Source organism: Streptomyces globosus (assembly GCF_003325375.1).
Classification (GTDB): Bacteria; Actinomycetota; Actinomycetes; order Streptomycetales; family Streptomycetaceae; genus Streptomyces; species Streptomyces globosus_A.
Map to the genome: position 1 here is coordinate 3,007,013 of NZ_CP030862.1, position 19,926 is coordinate 3,026,938.

The following is a 19,926-nucleotide window of genomic DNA, read 5'->3' on the forward strand; positions in this document are numbered from 1 at the left end:
CCATGAACACTCACGAGCCAGAACACGGACCCGGCATCCACGCCGAGGTCGGCGACCAGATCGTCGTGGGCGGCCCCACCGTCGGCACGCCCGGCCGGGACGGGGAGGTCATCGCCCTCCACCATGCCGACGGAACCCCTCCGTACGACGTCCGCTGGTCCGACACCGGCCGTACGTCCGTGTTCTTCCCGGGCCCGGACGCCCACGTCCGCCACCTGCACGAAGCGACGGCACACCCCGCCCCAGGCAGCAGCCCCGAGAAGCAGTAGCCGCGGGCCGGGACCTCGGACTCGCCTCGCGCGTGCCGTGCGGGGAGGGTCGCACGGGCCGCTCGGTGGGGCCGATCGGCCCATGCGTATCGGCCGGGGCCGGGATCAGTCTGGTGGTACCAGCGACCACAGCACGAGGTGGCCGGCGAGCCGCCGGAGGAGCGATGGCGTCATGAGTACGATCAACTACACCGCGCCCGGTCTGCCTCCCGGCTCCCGGGGACGAGCCGTGGCCGGGCGGACAGCCCTGGGCCGCAGGGTGGCGGCGCTCCGGGCCGCGGCCCATCTCACGCGCGAGGAGCTGGGCGAGCGCTGCGGCGTCGATGCGCACTACCTCGCCTGCGTGGAGGACCACGTCGTGGTCCCGGCGATCGGGACCCTCGTCCGTCTCGCCCAGGCGCTCGGCACCACGGTCGACAGCCTCGTCGCCGGCGGATCCGACGGGGAGGCGGGCCCCCGGAACAGGCCGATCGACGGGCGACTGGTCCCGCTCGACGAGGGCGAGTGCCGGCGGCTCCTGGGTGTGCGGGGCATCGGACGGGTGGCCGTCTTCGCCTCCGACGGCCCCGCCGTCCACCCGGTGAACTACCTCGTCGCCGGTGACGGCATCGCGTTCCGCACCGGTGCCGACACCGTACTGGCCCGCGCGGCGGGAACCGAGGCCGCCTTCGAGGCCGAGCAGATCGACGAGGTCGCAGCCAGGGGGTGGAGCGTGCTGGCCGTCGGAGAGCTCACGAGGGCCGTCGCCGCATCGCGAGACCTCGAGCGCAGCGCTGCGGCGGCCAACTTCGTGCCCTGGGCGGACGGAGCGCGCAGCCTCTGGATGAAGATCACTCCGGTCCGGATCACCGGCCGCCGTGTGGTGAGCCCCTGACCTCCCGGGCGGCGGCCGCTCGGACGCGGGCTGCCGGTGCCGGCCGCACCGGCATCACGGCCGACGGGGCGCGGGACGGTGCTGTCCGCCGGTGCCGCCGTCCGTCCCCGTGCCGTCGAGTTCCGCGAGCAGTCGTCTGCGTACTTCTTCCGTCAGCCGGGACAGCCGCTCCGAAACCGCAGGCACCGGCGCCTGCGGGTCGCGGATGCGCCTGGCCCCGGCCGGCACCGCGCCGAGATCGGCGTCGAGGCGGGAGCGCGCGGCGGTGAGCGAGTCGGGCGGTCCGGTTCTCCGGCCGTCCCTCATGACCGTGCGCAACATTGGGTCCCCGCCCGGGGGAGGGTCCTCGTCGCGGAGGGCGATCACGTCGGCCGCGCCGGGCCGCCGGTACACCTGTTTGGGCGCCGGGGCGGTGGCCTTCGCCGAGGACAGCTTCATCACCGGCCGGCCGTCGTATGCCACCAGCTTGTACGCGGCGTCCAGATAGGGTGCGTCCGCGGCGGTGCCCACGCGGGTGCCGACGGCGAAGACGTCGATCGGCGCCCCGGACCGGATGAGGTCGTCGATCGCGTACTCGTCCAGCCCTCCGCTGGCGATGATCCGCACGTCCGGCAGGCCCGCGGCGTCCAGCTGCGCGCGGGACCGGTGCGCGAGCTCCCCGAGGTCACCGCTGTCGAGGCGGATCGCGCAGCCCGGACCGCGCCCCAGACCGGCCAGTACTTCGGCCGCCGTCGCCACGCCCCGGCCGGTGTCGTAGGTGTCGACGAGCAGGGTGACCGGGCCGGGATGGGTGCGCGCGAAGGCCCGGAACGCATCCTCTTCCGAGTCGAACGCCTCGATGTACGAGTGCGCCATGGTGCCGGAGGCGGCCAGGCCCAGCCGTACCGCGGCATCGACATTGCTGGTTCCTGCGAAGCCCGCCATCCCTCCGAGCCGGGCGGCCTGGAAGCCGGCCTGCGGCCCGTGGGTCCGGCGCAGCGAGAAGTCGACCACCGGTCGTCCGCGGGCGGCCAGGACGCAGCGCGCCGCCTTGGATGCGACGGCCGTCTGGTGGCAGACCAGGCTGAGCAGGTACGTCTCGGCGAGCTGGGCCTGGGGGAGGGGAGCGGTCACCTCCAGGAGCGGCTCGCCGGCGAAGACGAGCCGCCCCTCCGGGACGGCACGCACCTCGCCCTCGAACCGCAGGCCGACCAGCGGAGCCAGGTCCGCCGGCGGGCGGTGCAGCGCCTCGGCGAAGACGCGGGCGTCGTCCGGCGTCACCTCGAATTCGTGCAGGTAGTCGAGGGCGGGCTCCAGACCGGCGGCGACGAGGAACCCCCGCCCCGGCGGCAGTTCCCGTACGAAGAGACTGAAGGTGGCGTCCTCGGCCATACCCTCGTTCAGGTACGACATCGCCATCGTGATCTCGTACAGGTCTGTGGTGGTCACCTGGGACATGCCTCCAGCGTGCTCCCTTCCGTCGCGGTCCGCCCTGGCCGGCAGGCGCGGGCCCCTGCGCACCGGCCCCTCCTGCGGCTCCCGGGCCGGGGCCGAACGGCCCCCTCCCTGCCCCGAGAGACCCATGCGGGCCGGGCGGCTGCGGGACGACAGTGGAGACAGACCCGAACGAACGCGCCGGCCCGCGGCGCCGGAGACCTAGGAGCACCCCATGTCAGGCAGGCAGACCGCCAAGAGGGTCCTGGTCGCCTACGGGACCAGGCACGGTGCGACCGCCGGGATCGCGGCGGAGATCGGCAGGACCCTCCGCGAGGACGGCCTGGACGCCGTGGTCCTCCCCGCGGACGACGTGGACGACGTCCGCGGCTTCGACGCCGTCGTGTTGGGAGGAGCGCTGTACGCGGGCCGCTGGAGCGCCAAGGCCCGGCACTGCGCGGAACGCAACGAGCACTACCTCAGGCACCGCCCGGTCTTCCTGTTCAGCAGCGGCCCGGTCGACAGCTCCGCGGAGCAGCACGAGATCCGGCCGGTACCGGCGGTGGCCAAGCAGATGGAACGGCTCGGCGCACGCGAGCACGTCACCTTCGGAGGAAGCATCACCGCGAGCACCCCCGGCCTCATGGCCAAGGCGCTGGTCCGTCACGGCAAGGGGGGCGACTTCCGCAACCCCGAGCGGATCCAGACCTGGGCCCACCACATCAGCGCCGAACTCGATGCGGCCGCCTGAACGGCCTTCACGCCGCCCGCCGGGCGCGAGGGCTGTCCGGGGGCGCAAGAGGGGACCGTTCGGCCCTGGAGGACAGCAACTGCCTGTGGTGGGATGAAGGTGACGGAAGGAGCCCTGTGAGGATGCGGAGAAGCGGCTGACGGCCGTGCACCGCACGATCAGGATCCGCGAGAAGCGGGCGGGCTCTTTCCGTCCACCGGTGCGCGCGGGCCGATCTCGTCCCGGGGCCCGGGAGGCTCTTCGAGGACGCTCCAGGCGACCGGGCCGAGAAGGTCCGCCACCCTCCGGAAGACGTCCATCAGCAGGTCGTCCACGGTCAGCATCCCCACGACGCGCTGCCCGTCGAGGACGGGAAGGCGCCGGACGCCTCTGCTGCGGAACGTCCGGTACGCGACGTGGATGTCGTCGGCGGCGTCGAGGGTCACCACCGGAGTGGTCATCACGTCCGCGACGGGATCGTCGCGGTCGAGCCCTGCGGCCACCGCCCGCACCGCGATGTCGCGGTCGGTGACGAGGCCGCGCAGGACTCCGCCCTCGGTCACGGCCAGGCAGCCGACGCCGTGGACGTCCATGTGGCGGGCCGCTTCACCGATGGTCGTCGCGGCGGTGACGGACACCGCCGGCGCCGACATGGACGCGGACACCTTCATCGTCCCGCTCCTCTCCACTGGTCCACTGGCTCCGATGTGTTCACGCCGCGCGCCCCGGGCGGCTCAGCGGCCCGCGCCGGTGTCATCCGTATCCCACGCGAGGTGCTCCGTGACCCGGACGACGCCGTCGACGGTGCGGCACAGCCGCTCGACGACGGGGACCAGACTCCGGAAGCGCACCACGCCGTGCAGGGTCACCTGGCCGTCCAGCACCTCGACGGACACGGATGCCGGGTCCAGGTGCAGAGTCCGGTCGAGGACGTCCGCGGTGATCTCGTGGCGAATGGCGTCGTCGTCGCGGAGGAAGATCCGCAGCAGGTCGCCGCGCGTGACGATGCCCACCAGGACGTCGGCGTCGTCGACGACCACCAGCCGCTTGACGTGCTGGCTCTCCATGAGCCGGGCAGCCTCCGCCGCTGTCCACTCCGGACGTGCGCAGACCGCAGGCGCGGACATCAGCTCCTCCGCACGCGTGGCGGCAGCCTTGTCGCTCTCCCAGGGCTCGGGGCGTGGCACCGACCGGAACCAGTCCCCCTGGTCGGCGGATTTCGGCAGCAGATCGCCCTCGGAGATCACGCCGAGGGGATGGCCGGCCTGGTCGACGACCGCCACCGCGGACACCCCGTGCGCGCCGAGGGTCCGCACGATCTCCTTGAACGTGGTGTCGGGAGAGACCGTGACGACCTCGCGCGTCATCAGCTCGCCCACTTCCCTGTGCCTCACCGTCTTCTCCTTCCGTGCAGCCCGGAACGGGCCTCCTTGTCAGGCCGGCACCGGCAGGCGGCGCCGGGGAGGCAGGCGGCTCTCCGCGTGGCGATCAGGCCCTCGGCGAGCTTTCGCCCTGGTGCCCCTGGTGCCCCTGGTCGTGGACCTGCGCTGCGATCACCGCCGCCTGCACCCGCCGTTCGACGCCCAGCTTGCCCAGCAGCCGGGAGATGTGGTTCTTGACGGTCTTCTCGGACAGGTACAGCTGCTTGGCGATCTGGCGGTTGGTGAGCCCCTCGCCGATCAGCTCCAGGACCGCCCGTTCCCGCTCGGACAGCATGCCGAGCCGGGCGTCCTCGGGCTCCTTGGCGGCCTCCGGGTCGCGCAGGGAGTGCATCAGCCGGGCGGTGGTGGCCGGGTCGAGCATGGACTGCCCGGTGGCCACCATCCGTACCGCCGAGACGAGGTCCGACCCCTTGATCTGCTTGAGTACGTACCCTGCGGCGCCCGCCATGATGGCGTCCAGCAGCGCTTCCTCGTCGTCGAACGACGTCAGCATCAGGCAGGCCAGGTCCGGCATCTTCGAGCGGAGGTCCCGGCAGACGGTGATGCCGTCGCCGTCGGGCAGCCGTACGTCGAGCACGGCGACGTCCGGGCGCAGCGCAGGCCCGCGGGCCAGCGCCTGCTCGGCGGTGCCCGCCTCGCCCACGACGGCAATGTCCGGCTCGGCGTCGAGGAGGTCGTGCAGGCCCCGGCGGACCACCTCGTGGTCGTCGAGGAGGAACACCTTGATGGGCGCCTCGACGGAGGCACCCGCTACGTCGGACATGTCCGCCACCCGATCCGCATCGCGCCAGTCAGGTTTCCACCCGAATTGTCTCAGCAGGACGGTGATGCGCATCTCGGGTCGGGGGACGCCGAGCCGGCCTACGCGGGGGTCGACACCGCCCCGTCGAGTTCCATGCGCACGTCGACGACCCCCTCGACCGCCCGGATGGCCCGTGCCAGGAGGGGGACCAGAGCGCGGTCGCGCAGCGGGCCTCGGAGGGTGACCACACCGTCCTGGACGGAGAAGTCCAGGGGAACGTCCGGGGCGAGTTCGGTGAGCACGGCCTGGCGGATCTCCTCCTCCAGCTCCCCGTCCGGACGCAGGAAGACCTTCAGCAGGTCGCTGCGGCTGACGATGCCCTCGAGCATGCCGACGTCGTTCACCACAGGCAGGCGCTTGACGTGCCTGCGGGCCATGATGCGTGCCGCCTCGGCGATGGCGGCGCTCGGGTGGACGGTGACCGCCGGGCTCGACATCAGGTCCTCGGCGAGCACGCCACTGGCCTTGGAGGCCTCCTCCAACTGGTCCGGGAGGCGGGGCTCCTGCCGACGGAACTCCTCCTTGGGCAGCAGGTCGGCCTCGGAGACGACACCGACGACGCGGCCTTCTCCCTCCAGGACGGGGAGAGCGCTCACCTTCCATTCCTGCATCAGTTCGACTATCTCCTTGTATGACGCCTCGCGGCCGATGGCGATCGCGGTGTGCGTCATGACGTCACTGACGGTGTAGCGGGATGCGGGCATGACCGGCTCCTTCGCCGTGATGCGGTCGCGGGCCCTGCCGCCGCCCCGGGGCGCGTGCAGGTCGGGTTGGCCCTCCTCCAATCTGAGCACCGGAGCTGTGGACGCGCACGGGTCCTGTGGGCCAGGGCAGGGCCCGATCGGCCCCCTCTCCCGGCGGACGCTGCCGGGCGGCCGATGCCGCCGGCCTCCGGCGCCCTGTGGGGGAGTATCAGCCACGACTGACGGCCCGCACCTGTCCGCGCAGGGATCGTGCCACGCGTACGTCGAACGATTCGGTGCTCGGGGTGAGCATCGCCGCGGCGGCTGTGGCCACCCCCAGCGTGCAGGCACCGACGGGATCGGCGCCGCCGGCCAGCTCCGCGGTGAGGGCAGCGACCATGCTGTCTCCTGCTCCCGCATCGCTCAGGGGTTCGCCGGGCAGCGGCGGCGCGTGGAGTTCGGTGTGGCCCTTCCCGGTCGAGCACACCGCGCCCAGCGCGCCGAGCGTCGTGACGGCGATCTCGGCGGCTCCCGTGGCGAGCAGGTGCCCGTTGAGTGCCCGCGCGTCGTCGAAGCTGTCGACGGGTCGGCCGGCCAGGCTCTCCGCCTCTGTCCGGTTGCACCTGAACAGGAACACGCCCTCCGCGAGCCCCGCCCGCAGTGCCGGTCCGGAGGTGTCCAGGACCAGCCGGGCTCCGGCTTCCCTGACGAGGCGGGCGACGGCCGCGTAGTAGTCGTCGGGCAGGCCGCCGGGCAGGCTGCCGCTGGCCACGACGTACGGGCGCCCGCCGAGGAACCGCCCCAGGGCTTCCAGGCACCGCTCACCCTCGCCCTCGCGGAGTTGCGGGCCGGGGGGAACGACGTGGCAGCTGCGGCGCGACACGGTCTCGAACAGCACGAGTGCCTCGCGGGTGTCCTCGGCGATGCCGACGGCGACGTGGTGCATGCCCTCCTCGTCCAGCAGCCGCGTGAGGCGCAGCCCGACCTCGCCCCCGGCGGTGTGGACGGCGGTGGCACGGGCTCCGAACCGCGCGATGTGACGGGCGACGTTGATCCCCCCGCCCCCGGCGGCCACCGACCTGACCCGCGCGCGGTTCTTGCCGGTGTACTCCAGACGGTCGACCTCCCAGCACAGGTCGACCGTCGGATTCAGCGTCAGGGTGACCACGTCCGGACCTGCGGCCGAGGCGTCCGGCCCCGCACCCGTGCTCATCACGGAGTCCCGGCCGTCGCGCCGGCCGCCTGCGGCCGCGGCGCCTGCTGCTCGGCGGACCCGCAGATCCTGGGCTGTGACGGAAGCGCCATCGCGCTCACCTCCGTGGACAGGGACGTCTCCGACCCGTCTGACCGGGCTCCCCCTTCGACGGTCTCACGCCAGGAGGGACTCCGGGCTCCGGCCGAATCGGCGCCGGCAGGGGCCGCGAGCACCGGAACCGCCCGCCCGGTGCCCGACACCGGGGCCGATCGGTCCCGCACCTGCCCCGACAGGCCCAAGCGGACCGCGGGCGGGCAGGCCGACAGTGGAGGCAGGAACGCACGAGACGCCGCCGGACGGCGCCGGAGAATCCAGGAGCACCCCATGTCAGGCACGCAGATGGAGCGGAGGCGCAGCCTCTTCCCCGACCTCACGGACTGGTTCGGAGCCGGCTTCCCGGGCTTCCCCGGGTGGCGGCCGGCCCTCGGCACCCACCTGATCCCGATCGAGGTGACCAGGACCGACGGCACGTACACGCTCCGCGCCGAAATGCCGGGGCTGGACCCCGAGAAGGACGTGGAGATCACCGTGGACGGCGACATGCTCACCGTCAGCGCCGAGCACACCGAGAGCACGGAGGACAAGGACCACTCGGAGTTCCGTTACGGATCCTTCCGCCGGAGTGTCCGGCTGCCCGGCCAGATCCCCACCGAAGGAGTCGAGGCCGCGTACGAGGACGGCATCCTCACCGTCCGCGTCCCGATGGAGGCCGAGCCACCCGCAGGCCGTCGCAGCATCCCGGTCAAGCGTCCCCCGCAGGAGACGGGTGAGTAGCCGCGGAACGGACCCGGACGCGGACCCGAGCACCACATCAGCAGGTGCGGCGCCACCCACCGCTGTTCACGACGGGTCCCCGCCCGTTCCCCGGGTCTGTTCGGCCACGTAGTCCGCGCACCCGTCGAGAGTGGTGAGGGACGCGTAGTCCTGTTCCGGGAGGGCGAGCCCCGTGCGGCCGCTGAGCAGTTCGACGAAGTTGAGGAAGTCCAGCGAGTCCATCTCCAGGTACTCGCGGAAGTTCGCGTGAGGGGGCACCGAGGAGAGGTCGGCGCCGGGCACGACCTCCTCGATCACGCTTCTGATCGTCTCGAGGGCTTCGTCGCGGGTCACAGGTCCTCCGGGTGCTGGAGCAGGCGGTCGAGCGTGGTGAGGAAGCGGGAGCCGGTCGCGCCGTCGCTGGCCCGGTGGTCGGCGGACAGGGTGGCGGTGACGGTCGGGTGGACGGCGAGCATGCCGTCGACCGCGACGGGGCGGTCGGTCACCCGCCCGAGGCCGACCATCGCGACCTGGGGCGGGTAGATCACGCCGAAGACCGTTTCGACGCCCTGGTCGCCCAGGTTCGTCACGGTGAGTGTGGGGTCCGCCGTCTCCGAGGCGCGGAGCCTGCCGTGCCGCGCCCGGGCGACGAGGTCCTTCAGCGCGGCCATCAGGTCCGGCAGGGGCAGCCGGTCGGCATCCGCCAGGGAGGGCGCCACCAGCCCGCCGCCGCGCAGCGACACGGCCGTGCCGAGGCGCACGCCGGTCGCGGGCACGAACCGGCCGCCGATCCAGTGCCCGTTCAGTTCGGGCACCTCGCGTGCGGCCAGCGCGACGGCTTTGAGCAGCAGTGCAGCAGGGACGAGGCGGTCGGCAACCGTCCGTCGGCTGTTCTCGGTGCGCATCCATTCCAGGGCCGCGGACAGGTCGATGACCGTCGAGAGGTAGTAGTGGGGGATCTCCCGCTTGGCACGGGCCATCAGACGGGCGATGGCGAGACGGTCACGATCACCGGCCGGCGCTGCCCGTCCGGCCGGCGCGGCGGGTGCGGACTCCCCGCCGGCGGCTCCGGGTGCGGACTCCTCGCCGGCGGCTCCGGTGCTTCCGGCGGCCGCGCGGACGTCGTCGGCCTTGACCGCGCCGCGGCTGCCGGTGCCCCTGACGGCGGCGAGATCGACGCCCAGGGACACGGCGAGCCGCCGGGCCAGCGGTGACGCCGCGATCCGCGCGGGCGCCGGGTGTGCGGCCCGCGACACGTCCGCGCGGGTGATCCGGCCGCCCCTGCCGCTGCCGTGCACCGCCTGGAGGTCCACTCCCTCCTCGGCCGCCTGGTGCCGTACGAGGGGTGTGGCGGGGGCTGCTGCTGCCGCGGGGCCCGGCCCGGGCGCCACGGCCGGGGGACCGGAGGCCGCGGGGCTGATCACGGCCAGGGGCGTTCCCACCGGCACGGTCGTGCCCGGCTCGGCCAGAAGCTCCGTGACGGTGCCCGACTCGAAGCACTCGACCTCGATCGTCGACTTGGCCGTCTCCACCACGGCGACGACGTCGCCCCGTGCGACCTCGGCCCCCTCGGCGACCAGCCACTCCACGAGGGTGCCCTCGTCCATGTCGGCTCCGAGGGACGGCATCGTGAACTCGCCCATGTCAGGCCACCGCCCGGCGGACGGCCGCCACGATGGAAGCCGGCTGGGGCAGGGCGGCCTCCTCCAACTGCTTCGCGTACGGCATCGGCACCTCCTGGCTGCACACCCGCTGGACGGGCGCGTCGAGGTCGTAGAAGGCCTGCTCGGCGATGCGGGCCGCGATCTCCCCCGAGATGCTGCCGCTGCGCCAGCCCTCGTCGACGATGACGGCCCGGTGGGTGCGCGCCACGGACTCCAGCACGGTCGCGTCGTCCAGGGGGCGCAGCGACCGCAGGTCCACCACCTCCACGTCGACGCCGTCCCCCGAGAGCTCCTCCGCCGCGGCCAGGGCCTTCGGCAGCGACCCGCCGTACGTGATCACGGAGACGTCCGCGCCGGGCCGGCGCACCGCCGCCGAGTCGAGGCCGACGGAGTCGGTCGCGGCGTCCAGCACGCCCTCCTCGTTGTAGAGGCTCCCGTGCTCGAAGAGCACGACGGGGTCGGGGTCGTCGAGCGCCGCGGCCAGCATGTGCCGGGCGTCGTCCACGGTGGCGGGGGTGAGTACCCGGAGGCCCGGGATGTGGGCGTACCAGCTCTCCAGGCTGTGGGAGTGCTGGGCGGCGAGCTGTCGGCCCGCCCCCGTCGTCATACGGATCACGATCGGAACGTTCAGCTGCCCGCCCGACATGTGCAGCAGGGTGGCCGCGTTGTTCATGATCTGGTCGAGGGCGAGCAGGCTGAAGTTCACGGTCATGATCTCGACGACGGGACGCATCCCGCCCAGCGCGGCACCGATGCCGGCCCCCACGAAAGCGGACTCCGACAGCGGGGTGTCCCGGATCCTGTCGGGTCCGAACTCCTCCAGCAGTCCCAGGCTCACTCCGAAGCAGCCGCCGTACCGGCCGACGTCCTCGCCCATGAGGAAGACCCGGTCATCGCCGCGCAGCGCCTCGCGCAGCGCTGCACGGAGGGCCTCCCGGTACGTCGTGCGGGCGGTATCGGCAGCCCGGGTCGCGTTCATCACACCCTCCCGGGGACGCTCGTCACGAACCGCAGAAGATCCGAGACCGGTTCGCGGGGGGCGGCTTCCGCGGCGCGTACGGCGGCGTCGATTTCGGTGGCCACGTCCTCCTCCAGCTGTTTCATCACCCCGTCGTCCAGGGATCCGGCGGTTCGCATCGCCCCCTCCAGGCCGTCCAGCGGGTCACGCGTCTTCCACCGGGCCACCTCCTCCTTGTCGCGGTAGCGGTCCGGGTCGTACATGGAGTGGGCGCGGAAGCGGTACGTCCGTGCCTCGAGGAAGTGCGGGCCTCCGCCTGCCCGCACCGACTCCGCCGCCCGCCGTGCGGCGGCCTCGACGGCCAGCACGTCCATGCCGTCGACGGTCCAGGCGGGCATACCGTACGACGCGGCGCGCATCGCCAGGTTCGTCTGCGCGTGTTCCCGCGCCAGACTGGTCCCCATGGCGTACAGGTTGTTCTCGCAGACCAGCAGGAGCGGCAGCTGCCACAGGGCCGCGAGGTTGGCCGTCTCGTGGAACTCGCCCTCCGCGTAGGCCCCGTCGCCGAAGAAGCAGCACGTCACGCGTTCGGCACCGCGCATCCGATCCGCGAGGGCCAGGCCCGCGGCCAGCGGCAGCCCGCCGGCGACGATGGCGTTGCCGCCGTAGAAGCGCCTCCCCGCGTCGAACAGGTGCATGGACCCGCCGCGGCCGCGGCTGCACCCGGTGGCCTTGCCGAACATCTCCGCCATCACCGCCTCGGCCGGTACGCCCCGCGCGAGGGCGTGGCCGTGCTCGCGGTAGGTGGACACGACGGCGTCCTCCTCGCGCAGGGCCTGGCCGACACCGACGGCGACCGCCTCCTCACCGATGTACAGGTGCACGAACCCGCGGATCTTCGCCGCGCTGTAGAGCTCGACGCAGCGCTCCTCGAAGCGGCGGATCAGCAGCATCTGCCGCAGCAGCGCCAGCTGGTGGTCACGTTGTGGGCGGTGCTCGCCGTCCCCGGCCGGGCGCGGCCGGCGACTGCCGGGACGCTTCGGGCCGGGGGCACTCCTCGCGGTGGCGTTCATGGCAGGGCCCTTCCTCACGAGCAGCTCACGCAGGACTTTCCAGGGTCGACAGATCGCCCTCGGGCAGACCGAGTTCACGGGCCCGCAGCAGGCGGCGCATCACCTTGCCGCTGCGGGTCTTCGGGAGGTTCTGATCGAAATCGATCTCACGCGGGGCCACCGCGGGCCCGAGCCGCTGCCTGGCGAACGCGAGCAGTTCGCGTTTCAGCGCGTCCGCCGCCTCATAGCCGGGCCGCAGGGAGACGAAGGCCTTGACCACGGCCCCCACGACCGGGTCCGGGCGGCCGATCACCCCGGCCTCGGCCACGGCCGGATGCTCCATCAGCGCGCTTTCGACCTCGAAGGGGCCGATGAGGTGACCGGCGGACTTGATCACATCGTCGGCCCGCCCCACGAACCAGAACCACCCGTCCCGGTCCCGCTTCGCCAGATCACCCGTGAGGTACCAGCCGTCGACGAAGCAGGCCTCGTACCGCGCGCGGTCGTTCAGGTAGCCCCGGAACATCGAGGGCCAGCCCGGGCGGAGTGCCAGTTCGCCCTCCACGCCCGGACGGCTCACCTGCCGCACGTGCCCGTCGGTGACCGCCGCCCGTCCGTCCTGCCCCCGTTCCAGGATGGCCGCGTGCACGCCGGGGAGGGGACGCCCCATGGAGCCGGGGCGGATGTCGCTGGAGGCGTAGTTGGCGATCATGATGGCGCCGGTCTCGGTCTGCCACCAGTTGTCGTGCACGGGGAGGCCCAGCACCTCCTGCCCCCAGACCACGGCTTCGGGGTTGAGGGGTTCGCCGACGCTGGCGATGAAGCGCAGTGAGGAGAGGTCGTACGGGCCGGGAAGGCTGCGGTCGCCGCCCCGCGGCGTGGCCCGCATCAGCATCCGGATCGCCGTGGGAGCCGTGTACCAGACCGCGACGTCCTGCGTGTCGAGGATCCGGTACCAGCGGTGCACGTCGAACTCGCCCTCGTCCACCACCAGCGTGGCACCGTGCGTGAGCGGGGCGATGATCCCGTACGAGGTGCCCGTCACCCAGCCCGGGTCGGCCGTACACCAGTACACGTCCCGCGGGCCGACATCCAGGGCGAAGGCCGCCGTGGCATGGTGGGCCACGACCGCGTCGTGGACGTGCACCGCACCCTTGGGCGTGCCGGTCGTCCCGCTCGTGAAGTGCAGCAGGGCCATGTCCTCGGGGTCGGTGGGCGGCACCGTGAACACCGGTGACGCCTGCGCCATGAGGTGTTCGAGCACACGGGTGCCCTCCGGCGGGTCGGTGACGGCGCCGACCAGCAGCACGTGGGCCAGGCCGGGAAGCAGCGGGCGGATCGCCTCGACCTTGCGCCGGTACAGGGCCTCGGTGGTCACCAGGACCCGGGCGTCGCCGAGCGCCATCCGCTGCCGCACCGGCTCCGGGCCGAACGCCGAGAAGAGCGGGCACAGCACCCGTCCGGCACGGAGCGTGCCCAGAGCGGCGGTGTACAGCTCCCGGCGCCGGCCCAGCAGAGTGAAGACGCGGTCCTGCGGGGCCGTTCCCAGGCCGGCGAGGACGTTGGCGAAACGGGACGTCTCGGCGGCGAGGTCCGCGTAGCTCACGCCGGTGACCGAGTCGTCGGCGGCTACGCACCGCAGCGCCTCCCACGCGCCGTGCCCGGCCTCGACATGCCGGTCGACCGCCTCGAAACCCATGTTCAGGCCGCCGCCGTCCGGCAGACCGCTCAGCCACGTCCGGGCCTCGCCCCAGGTGAACGCGGCGCGGGCCTGCTCGTAGTCCGGGAGCCGCCAGGTGTCGTCCGGGTGGCGCTCCTTGGTGATGATCGGGTAGGTCATGACGGCTCCTCGCCCACCACGAGGCCTGGTGGAGGTGCGACACCACCATCCTTCGGATGCGGCCCGCCGGGGGAGGGCCGAACGGGTCCGCGTGGGGACCGCTCGGGCCCTGCCGGCGCGCACACTCACCCCTCCGCGGGCCCGCCGCTCCCCGGCGTCCGCTCGATGTCGAGTTCCAGGAAGTGGGCGGAGCACGAGATGCAGGGGTCGTGGTTGCGGACGGCCCGCTCGCACAGCCGGGTGAGCCCGGCCTCGGATTCCTCCCCGCGGTCGACCCCGGACTGGACGATCCGGCGCAGGTCCTCCTCGATGGCGCCCTGGTTCTGCGCGGTCGGCGGAACGAGGCGTGCGTCGGTGACGCGGCCGCCGTCGTCGAGCGCATAGCGGTGGTACAGCAGGCCGCGGGGTGCTTCCGTGGCCCCGTGTCCGGTGCCGGCCCGGGCGGGGACCTCCACGTACGGGTGGGGCGGCGGCTCGTACGCCCCGATGATGCGCAGCGCCTCCTCCACGGCGTACAGGACCTCCACCGCACGGACGAGGATGCTGCGGTAGGGGTTCCGGCAGGCGCTGCCGCGCCCGGTGCCTCCTGCTCCCGGCGGCGCCGGAGGGTCGCCCAGCCCGGCCTCCCGGGCCGCCTCCAGGGCCGTCGGGGAGAGGAGGTGACCGCTGACGGCCCAGCGGGCGAGCGAGCCGGTGAGGTGCCTGCGTCCGTCCAGCCGGGAGTGCAGGGCCGTGGAGTGCGGGACCTGAGCTTCTGCGACGTGGTCGCAGAAGTCCCGCAGGGGGAACGTGCGCCGCGTGAACGGCTCGTCGTACCGGATGACGGTGGGGACGCCGGACTCGATGGCGTAGGTGCCGGCCTCGGCGAGGGCGAGGAAGTCGGCGTCGCATTCGGCGTCGGGGAAGTCGAACCCGCCGACCCAGCGGACCGTGTCCCAGGCGTCGTCGAGGGCTCCGCGCAACCGGACCGCCAGCGGCCGCAGCTCCGCGGCCGTGGGGGTGCGGTGGAAGCCGCCGAGGCGGACGTTGACGGGGTGGATCGCCCGGCCTCCGAGCAGCTCGACCACTGCGTTGCCCGTCTGCTTCAGGCGCAGACCGCGCTCGACGTGCCCGCGGTGGGCGCGCGACAGGCCGATCACGTCGTCGTGGCCGAGGAAGTCCGGAGCGTGCAGCAGGTGGATGTGCAGGGTCTGGCTCTCGATCCACTCCCCGCAGTACAGCAGGCGGCGGAGAGCGGCCAGTTGCCCGCCGACGGCGACGCCGCACGCGTCCTCGACGGCCCGGCAGGCACTCATCTGGTAGGCGACGGGGCAGATCCCGCAGATGCGGGACGTGAGATCGGGGGGCTCCGTGTGGGCCCTGCCGCGGAGGAACGCCTCGAAGAACCGCGGCGGCTCGTAGATCGCCAGGCGTGTTTCCAGGACGGTGCCGTCATGGATCCGCAGGTGGAGCGCCGTTTCGCCCTCGACGCGGGTGAGGGCGGGGATGCGCAGGGTCCGGGACCGCGGCGTGGACTCCGTCATTCGGCTCCTTCCGCACCCGTCACACCGGGCCCCTGCTCCTCCACGGCGGCGAACGCGGCCGTGTTGAAGGTGTGCAGGAACCTCCCGACGTCCTCCTCGCTCATGCCGTCACGGTGCAGGAGCGGGACGAGCGCCGGAAGGTTGGTCGTTCCGGCCGGTCCGAAGCAGCCGTAGCAGCCGCGCCCGTAGGTCGGGCACAGCGCTCCGCAGCCGGCGTGCGTGACGGGCCCGAGGCAGGGTGTGCCGTGGGCGACGGTGACGCAGACGTTGCCGCGGCGCTTGCAGGCGAAGCAGACGCTGTGGTTCGGGATGCCGGGTCTGCGTCCTGCGAGGAACGCGGTGATCACCTCCAGGAGCTGGCCGCGGTCGATGGGGCAGCCGCGCAGCTCGAAGTCGACGGGCACGTGGGCGGAGACGGGCGTGGAGGTGGCGAGGGTCGCGATGTAGTCGGGTCGGGCGTAGACGGTCGCGAGGTACTCGTCCACGTCGGCGTGGTTGCGCAGTGCCTGGACGCCCCCTGCCGTGGCGCAGGCGCCGATCGTGACGAGGTGGCGGGAGTCGGCGCGGACGCGCCGGATGCGGTCCAGGTGCTCGGGCGTGCTGATGGAGCCTTCGACGAGCACGAGGTCGTACGGCCCCGGTGCGGCATCGCTGGACGCCTCCGCGAAATGGGCGATCTCCAGTTCGGCGGCGATGCCGAGCAGTTCGTCCTCGCAGTCGAGGAGGGTCAGCTGACAGCCGTCGCAGGAGGCGAACTTGAAGACGCCCAGGCGGGGCCGGGCGGCGGGCTGGGGGTGTGCGTCGGGGGTCGTCATGCCTCACAGTTCCCGGATGGCCAGCAGGGGAGCGGCTCGGTCGTAGCCGACGACCGGGCCGTCGCGGCACAGCAGCAGCGGCCCGAGCTGGCAGTGGCCGCAGTGGCCCGTGGCGCAGCGCATGTTGCGCTCAAGGGAGACCTGGATGCGGGCCGGAGGCACTCCGCGGTGGAGCAGGGCGCGCGCGGTCGCGCGGATCATGACCTCGGGGCCGCACACGAAGGCGGTCGTGTCCGCCGCGGTGAACCGGGCCTCGGCGAGCAGCGCGGTGACCACACCGACCCTGCCGGTCCAGTCGTCGCAGGGGCGGTCGACGGTGACGGCCGCGAACGGCCGGCGCCACCCGGGGAACTCGTCCGCGTACAGCAGGTCGCCGGGGGATCTGGCGCCGGCGAGGACGCTCAGCCGGCCGTACGCGTCCGGCTCTGCCAGCACGGCATGGATGAGGGGGCGCAGCGGGGCGAGGCCGATGCCTCCGGCGACGACGAGCACGTCCCCGCCTCGGGCGGCCGCGGTGTCCCATGCGGTGCCGAACGGCCCGCGGACCCCGACCTGTGCGCCGGGCCCCAGGTCGCACAGCGCGCGGGAGACGGCACCGACGGCCCGTACGGTGTGCGCCAGCCGCCGGCCGCCGGGGATACGGGACACGGACACGGGGATCTCTCCGACGCCGAACGCGTACACCATCGCGAACCGGCCCGGTGCGAAGGGGGCCAGGGGCTCGCCGACCGGCTCCAGGGTGAGGGTGACCGTGTCGCGTGTCTCCTCCCGGCGGTCCGCCACCCGGTGGGGGAGCGGGGACAGGGTCATGGGGTGCGCCCGCTCTCGGGGGTCCGGTACAGGTCGAGCAGCCGGGTGCGTGTGGCCCTGAGCCGTTCTCCGATGGTCTCGGCGACGAGGGTGACCAGTGCCAGCCCCAGCACGGGCCGTGCCGCGCAGAGGTCGCGTACCGCCGCGGCGTCGAACGTCCAGGCGCGGGTCGGCTCCCGGGTCTCGGCGCCGAGGTGCCACTGCCGGGGCGGGCACAACCACGACCAGCCGAGCAGGCCGCCCGGGCCGATGGTCTCGACGACCGCGCGTCCCCGGCCGGGCACCTGGATGTCCAGCGCGACCGTGCCCGAGCGGAGGACCCAGAAGCGGTCCGCTTCCCCGCCCTCTTCGAAGACCCGGGTGCCGGCCGGCAGGACGGTGTCGCGGGCCAGGGCCATCAGCTGGGCGCGCTCCTCTGCCGGGAGAGCGTCGAGCAGCCCGTCCCCGCCGGCGGCGTCCGGATCCGCGGTCATGGCGTGCCCTCCTGCCCTGTGGCCTCCCGGTGCAGGGCGTGGGCCTCCTCGGTGAGGTCGATGCCCGTGGGGCACCAGACGATGCAGCGGCCGCAGCCGACACAGCCGGAACTGTCGAACTGGTCGTGCCAGGTGCCCAGCTTGTGGGTGAGCCACTGCCGGTAGCGGCTGCGGGGGGTCGCCCGGACCGGGCCGCCGTGCAGCAGCGAGAAGTCGAGGTCGTAGCAGGAGTCCCAGCGGCGCCACCGCTCGGCGTGGTCGCCGGTCAGGTCGGTCACGTCCTCGGTGGTGGTGCAGAAGCACGTGGGGCAGACCATGGTGCAGTTGCCGCAGCTCAGGCAGCGGGCCGTGACGTCGTCCCAGCGGTCGGCCTCCAGCGTGTCCCGCATGAGCGTGCGCAGGTCCACCGGCGGCATGGAGCGGCCCATGTGCTCGGCGGCCCGGCGCACGCCGTCGGCCGCGGCGGTACGCGTGGCGTCGTCGGCGGCGATGCGGGGAATCTCCGCGAGGACCGAGGCTCCCTCCCCGGTCCCGCTCCGGCACAGGAAGCGGTGGCCGGCGCCGTCCACCACCTCGGTGAGAGCGAGGTCGTAGCCGGCGTCCGCGGCCGGTCCCGTGCCCATCGAGACGCAGAAACACGTGGCCCCGGGCTCCGTGCACTCGACGGCGATGAGGAAGGCGCCCGTCCGCCGGGACAGGTAGGCGGGATCGCGGTACCGGCCGCCGGACATCACCCGGTCCAGGATCCGGATGGCGCGCAGATCGCAGGGGCGCACGCCGAGGAACGCGTAGGCGGCGCTTTCCTGCTCCTCCTCGCGCACGGTCAGCCCGCCGCCGGGCTCCCGGTCCGCGGACCACTGGCGCACCCGCTCGGGGTGCAGGAACGACTTCCACGACTGGGGACCCGCGCTGTGCGCGAATGCGGCCCCGTCCTCACGCCGGCGGACCCGGTACCGCCCCGCCTCCAGCTCCACCCCCCACCCGTAGGGCAGCTCGGCGGCGGACTCCAGCTCGTCGAGGACGATCGCCGCGTCCCGTACGGTCGGGCCGATCACCGTGCGGCCGCGGCGCCTGAGGACCTGTACGAGAGCTTCGAGGCCGGCCCGGTCCAGCACCGCCTCGGCGGGGCCGCCCGCAACCCGGCCGACTCCTTCGGGGTCGCTCATGGCCTGCCCTCTCTCCGGTACCTGCGGCCCGCGGAAGGCGGGCCGTGCGGGGCACCAGCAGTCCGCCGGTGCCGAACCGGACGGCGTGCACGTGTTCACGGACAGGGTGTCAGGCCGACCCGTCGCGAGTGGCGGATCCCGTCCGGCGAGTCGTGTCGCGCGGGTCCGTCCGGGTGCGGGCGGCACCCGGGGACGCGCCGTGCTGCCCGATGTCCGCCGCGATCCGCCGGATCAGCCGCGGGACCGCGCGAGCCACTGCCGGGGTGATGCCGACCCCCATCGAACGGTCCGCCCCTTCGACCGCGTAGACGATCAGGCGGCCGGGACTGCGGCCGAGAACCGCCCCGAGACGCAGCGCATCGGCGAGTCCGAGCCCGTGCGTGCTGTGCCTTCCGGCGGCGGCCGGGCGCAGCCCGCCGTCCGCGGCGGCATCCCACCGGTGCGTCCGCCCCGGCTGCGCCGAAGGGGGAAAACAGGCGTCGACGACGATGGCCAGGGCGGTGTTGTCCCACAGCTCGATCAGACGCCCGGGGTCCCCGTCGCACTCCGCGAGGACGGTGTCGGCGGGCAGCCGCCGCTGAGCGGACCGCTCCCTCAGCAGGCCGACCACCACCGGGCCGACACCGTCGTCCCTGCGGAACCCGTTGCCGAGTCCGATGACCGCCGCAGCGGTGAGCGCCTCCATCGGCTCCGACTCCTCTCCGCGGACGGACCGGCGGCGGCAGCCTCCTGCGCCACCCGGGGGCGGACGTGCCCGCGTGCCGATGATCGGGCCGGCGGCCGCCGTCCGCACTCCGGGTCACCGCGGCCGGCGCGCGGGCCGGTGGGCCTGAAGCCAGACTGGACAGGGGGGCGCGACGAGGAGGCAGCCATGAAGACAGCGCGGGAGATCATGCACACCGGTGCCGCCTGCGTCCAGGAGACGGAGACGCTCATGGATGCGGCACGCCGGATGGGCGAGCTGGACGTGGGGGCACTCCCCATCTGCGGTCCGGACGACCGCCTGCACGGAATCATCACCGACCGCGACATCGTGATCAAGTGCCTGGCGAAGGGAAAGGACCCGGGCCACATGACGGCCGGCCAGCTCGCCCAGGGCAAGCCCGTGACGGTGGACGCCGACGCGGGAGCGGACCAGGTCCTGGCCACGATGCAGGACCACCGCATCCGGCGGGTACCCGTCATCGCCGACCACCGGCTCGTCGGAATGATCAGCGAGGCCGATCTCGCACGGCACCTCACCGACGAACAGGTGGGCCACTTCGTCGAGACGATCTGCGCCGCTCGGTGATCCGCAACGACGCGGCACACGTGCAAGGTCCAGCCCAACGCTGACGCAGTCACTTCGGCCCGCGGTGCCGCTTGAGGAACCACGTCCCGCCCTCGGGCCCGGTCAGCCGCCAC

22 protein-coding genes are annotated in these 19,926 nt (G+C 73.3%); 5 read left to right on the plus strand and 17 right to left on the minus strand.

Annotation, left to right across the window (positions count from 1 at the left end; genetic code table 11):
- Window positions 1-2: 2 nt before the first annotated feature.
- The gene (locus C0216_RS13015) at window positions 3-269 is read left to right on the plus strand and encodes a DUF1918 domain-containing protein (protein WP_114055432.1); all 267 of its coding nucleotides are present in this window, start codon (window positions 3-5) and stop codon (window positions 267-269) included.
- A gap of 172 nt (window positions 270-441) precedes the next feature.
- A complete protein-coding gene (locus tag C0216_RS13020) occupies window positions 442-1,143 on the plus strand; it encodes a helix-turn-helix domain-containing protein (protein WP_114055433.1) in 702 nt (233 codons plus the stop codon).
- A 54-nt stretch (window positions 1,144-1,197) separates the two neighbouring features.
- Here the strand turns inward: C0216_RS13020 and C0216_RS13025 are convergent, their stop codons facing one another.
- Window positions 1,198-2,580 carry a nicotinate phosphoribosyltransferase gene (locus C0216_RS13025; protein ID WP_114055434.1) on the minus strand — a complete coding sequence of 461 codons (1,383 nt, stop codon included), beginning with the start codon at window positions 2,578-2,580 and terminating at the stop codon, window positions 1,198-1,200.
- Between the two features lie 211 nt (window positions 2,581-2,791).
- Between C0216_RS13025 and C0216_RS13030 the strand changes: the two genes are divergently transcribed.
- Window positions 2,792-3,307: a flavodoxin domain-containing protein gene (locus C0216_RS13030; RefSeq protein WP_114055435.1), complete on the plus strand. Its 516-nt coding sequence runs from the start codon at window positions 2,792-2,794 to the stop codon at window positions 3,305-3,307.
- A gap of 158 nt (window positions 3,308-3,465) precedes the next feature.
- Here the strand turns inward: C0216_RS13030 and C0216_RS13035 are convergent, their stop codons facing one another.
- The 5 genes from C0216_RS13035 to C0216_RS13055 form a co-directional block, all read right to left on the minus strand.
- A complete protein-coding gene (locus tag C0216_RS13035) occupies window positions 3,466-3,957 on the minus strand; it encodes a CBS domain-containing protein (protein ID WP_114055436.1) in 492 nt (163 codons plus the stop codon).
- A 63-nt stretch (window positions 3,958-4,020) separates the two neighbouring features.
- Entirely contained in the window at window positions 4,021-4,680 is a 660-nt protein-coding gene (locus tag C0216_RS13040; RefSeq protein ID WP_114055437.1) for a CBS domain-containing protein, read from the minus strand.
- A 94-nt stretch (window positions 4,681-4,774) separates the two neighbouring features.
- Complete coding sequence (locus C0216_RS13045) at window positions 4,775-5,491, minus strand: response regulator (RefSeq protein ID WP_114058640.1); 717 nt, start codon at window positions 5,489-5,491, stop codon at window positions 4,775-4,777.
- A 98-nt stretch (window positions 5,492-5,589) separates the two neighbouring features.
- Entirely contained in the window at window positions 5,590-6,234 is a 645-nt protein-coding gene (locus C0216_RS13050) for a CBS domain-containing protein (RefSeq protein WP_114058641.1), read from the minus strand.
- A 208-nt stretch (window positions 6,235-6,442) separates the two neighbouring features.
- Window positions 6,443-7,426, minus strand: coding sequence for a 1-phosphofructokinase family hexose kinase (locus C0216_RS13055; protein WP_114055438.1), 984 nt, complete (start codon window positions 7,424-7,426; stop codon window positions 6,443-6,445).
- A 366-nt stretch (window positions 7,427-7,792) separates the two neighbouring features.
- Here C0216_RS13055 and C0216_RS13060 point away from each other — a divergent pair, with 366 nt between their 5' ends.
- The gene (locus C0216_RS13060; protein ID WP_114055439.1) at window positions 7,793-8,242 is read left to right on the plus strand and encodes an Hsp20/alpha crystallin family protein; all 450 of its coding nucleotides are present in this window, start codon (window positions 7,793-7,795) and stop codon (window positions 8,240-8,242) included.
- A gap of 66 nt (window positions 8,243-8,308) precedes the next feature.
- Here the strand turns inward: C0216_RS13060 and C0216_RS13065 are convergent, their stop codons facing one another.
- The 11 genes from C0216_RS13065 to C0216_RS13115 all read right to left on the minus strand — a co-directional run bounded on the left by C0216_RS13065 (window position 8,309) and on the right by C0216_RS13115 (window position 19,207).
- Window positions 8,309-8,575 (minus strand): acyl carrier protein, encoded by a 267-nt coding sequence (locus tag C0216_RS13065; RefSeq protein ID WP_114055440.1) that lies wholly within the window; start codon window positions 8,573-8,575, stop codon window positions 8,309-8,311.
- The gene (locus C0216_RS13070) at window positions 8,572-9,864 is read right to left on the minus strand and encodes a dihydrolipoamide acetyltransferase family protein (protein WP_114055441.1); all 1,293 of its coding nucleotides are present in this window, start codon (window positions 9,862-9,864) and stop codon (window positions 8,572-8,574) included. Before C0216_RS13070 ends, C0216_RS13065 begins: the two co-directional genes overlap by 4 nt.
- 1 nt (window position 9,865) lies before the next feature.
- Entirely contained in the window at window positions 9,866-10,864 is a 999-nt protein-coding gene (locus C0216_RS13075; RefSeq protein WP_114055442.1) for an alpha-ketoacid dehydrogenase subunit beta, read from the minus strand.
- Complete coding sequence (gene pdhA, locus C0216_RS13080; RefSeq protein WP_174250390.1) at window positions 10,864-11,916, minus strand: pyruvate dehydrogenase (acetyl-transferring) E1 component subunit alpha; 1,053 nt, start codon at window positions 11,914-11,916, stop codon at window positions 10,864-10,866. The genes C0216_RS13075 and pdhA overlap by 1 nt, the downstream gene beginning before the upstream one ends.
- A 25-nt stretch (window positions 11,917-11,941) precedes the next feature.
- Complete coding sequence (gene acsA / locus C0216_RS13085) at window positions 11,942-13,735, minus strand: acetate--CoA ligase (RefSeq protein ID WP_114055443.1); 1,794 nt, start codon at window positions 13,733-13,735, stop codon at window positions 11,942-11,944.
- A 125-nt stretch (window positions 13,736-13,860) separates the two neighbouring features.
- Window positions 13,861-15,258 carry a Ni/Fe hydrogenase subunit alpha gene (locus tag C0216_RS13090; RefSeq protein WP_114055444.1) on the minus strand — a complete coding sequence of 466 codons (1,398 nt, stop codon included), beginning with the start codon at window positions 15,256-15,258 and terminating at the stop codon, window positions 13,861-13,863.
- Window positions 15,255-16,073 (minus strand): oxidoreductase, encoded by an 819-nt coding sequence (locus C0216_RS13095; protein ID WP_114055445.1) that lies wholly within the window; start codon window positions 16,071-16,073, stop codon window positions 15,255-15,257. Before C0216_RS13095 ends, C0216_RS13090 begins: the two co-directional genes overlap by 4 nt.
- A gap of 3 nt (window positions 16,074-16,076) precedes the next feature.
- Window positions 16,077-16,883 (minus strand): FAD/NAD(P)-binding protein, encoded by an 807-nt coding sequence (locus C0216_RS13100; RefSeq protein ID WP_114055446.1) that lies wholly within the window; start codon window positions 16,881-16,883, stop codon window positions 16,077-16,079.
- A complete protein-coding gene (locus C0216_RS13105; protein ID WP_114055447.1) occupies window positions 16,880-17,356 on the minus strand; it encodes a cyclic nucleotide-binding domain-containing protein in 477 nt (158 codons plus the stop codon). Before C0216_RS13105 ends, C0216_RS13100 begins: the two co-directional genes overlap by 4 nt.
- Window positions 17,353-18,522 (minus strand): 4Fe-4S dicluster domain-containing protein, encoded by a 1,170-nt coding sequence (locus tag C0216_RS13110; RefSeq protein WP_114055448.1) that lies wholly within the window; start codon window positions 18,520-18,522, stop codon window positions 17,353-17,355. The genes C0216_RS13105 and C0216_RS13110 overlap by 4 nt, the downstream gene beginning before the upstream one ends.
- 109 nt (window positions 18,523-18,631) lie before the next feature.
- The gene (locus C0216_RS13115) at window positions 18,632-19,207 is read right to left on the minus strand and encodes a hydrogenase maturation protease (RefSeq protein WP_114055449.1); all 576 of its coding nucleotides are present in this window, start codon (window positions 19,205-19,207) and stop codon (window positions 18,632-18,634) included.
- A gap of 186 nt (window positions 19,208-19,393) precedes the next feature.
- On the opposite strand from C0216_RS13115, the gene C0216_RS13120 reads away from it, so the two are divergent.
- Complete coding sequence (locus C0216_RS13120) at window positions 19,394-19,813, plus strand: CBS domain-containing protein (RefSeq protein WP_114055450.1); 420 nt, start codon at window positions 19,394-19,396, stop codon at window positions 19,811-19,813.
- Window positions 19,814-19,926: the final 113 nt, after the last annotated feature.

Bases quoted from the DNA above. Each gene is read 5' to 3' on its own strand.
- C0216_RS13015 (WP_114055432.1), top strand. From the start codon at position 3: ATGAACACTCACGAGCCAGAACACGGACCCGGCATCCACGCCGAGGTC.
- C0216_RS13020 (WP_114055433.1), top strand. From the start codon at position 442: ATGAGTACGATCAACTACACCGCGCCCGGTCTGCCTCCCGGCTCCCGG.
- C0216_RS13025 (WP_114055434.1), bottom strand. From the start codon at position 2,580: ATGTCCCAGGTGACCACCACAGACCTGTACGAGATCACGATGGCGATG.
- C0216_RS13030 (WP_114055435.1), top strand. From the start codon at position 2,792: ATGTCAGGCAGGCAGACCGCCAAGAGGGTCCTGGTCGCCTACGGGACC.
- C0216_RS13035 (WP_114055436.1), bottom strand. From the start codon at position 3,957: ATGAAGGTGTCCGCGTCCATGTCGGCGCCGGCGGTGTCCGTCACCGCC.
- C0216_RS13045 (WP_114058640.1), bottom strand. From the start codon at position 5,491: ATGTCCGACGTAGCGGGTGCCTCCGTCGAGGCGCCCATCAAGGTGTTC.
- C0216_RS13050 (WP_114058641.1), bottom strand. From the start codon at position 6,234: ATGCCCGCATCCCGCTACACCGTCAGTGACGTCATGACGCACACCGCG.
- C0216_RS13055 (WP_114055438.1), bottom strand. From the start codon at position 7,426: ATGAGCACGGGTGCGGGGCCGGACGCCTCGGCCGCAGGTCCGGACGTG.
- C0216_RS13060 (WP_114055439.1), top strand. From the start codon at position 7,793: ATGTCAGGCACGCAGATGGAGCGGAGGCGCAGCCTCTTCCCCGACCTC.
- C0216_RS13070 (WP_114055441.1), bottom strand. From the start codon at position 9,864: ATGGGCGAGTTCACGATGCCGTCCCTCGGAGCCGACATGGACGAGGGC.
- C0216_RS13075 (WP_114055442.1), bottom strand. From the start codon at position 10,864: ATGAACGCGACCCGGGCTGCCGATACCGCCCGCACGACGTACCGGGAG.
- pdhA (WP_174250390.1), bottom strand. From the start codon at position 11,916: ATGAACGCCACCGCGAGGAGTGCCCCCGGCCCGAAGCGTCCCGGCAGT.
- acsA (WP_114055443.1), bottom strand. From the start codon at position 13,735: ATGACCTACCCGATCATCACCAAGGAGCGCCACCCGGACGACACCTGG.
- C0216_RS13090 (WP_114055444.1), bottom strand. From the start codon at position 15,258: ATGACGGAGTCCACGCCGCGGTCCCGGACCCTGCGCATCCCCGCCCTC.
- C0216_RS13095 (WP_114055445.1), bottom strand. From the start codon at position 16,073: ATGACGACCCCCGACGCACACCCCCAGCCCGCCGCCCGGCCCCGCCTG.
- C0216_RS13100 (WP_114055446.1), bottom strand. From the start codon at position 16,883: ATGACCCTGTCCCCGCTCCCCCACCGGGTGGCGGACCGCCGGGAGGAG.
- C0216_RS13105 (WP_114055447.1), bottom strand. From the start codon at position 17,356: ATGACCGCGGATCCGGACGCCGCCGGCGGGGACGGGCTGCTCGACGCT.
- C0216_RS13110 (WP_114055448.1), bottom strand. From the start codon at position 18,522: ATGAGCGACCCCGAAGGAGTCGGCCGGGTTGCGGGCGGCCCCGCCGAG.
- C0216_RS13115 (WP_114055449.1), bottom strand. From the start codon at position 19,207: ATGGAGGCGCTCACCGCTGCGGCGGTCATCGGACTCGGCAACGGGTTC.
- C0216_RS13120 (WP_114055450.1), top strand. From the start codon at position 19,394: ATGAAGACAGCGCGGGAGATCATGCACACCGGTGCCGCCTGCGTCCAG.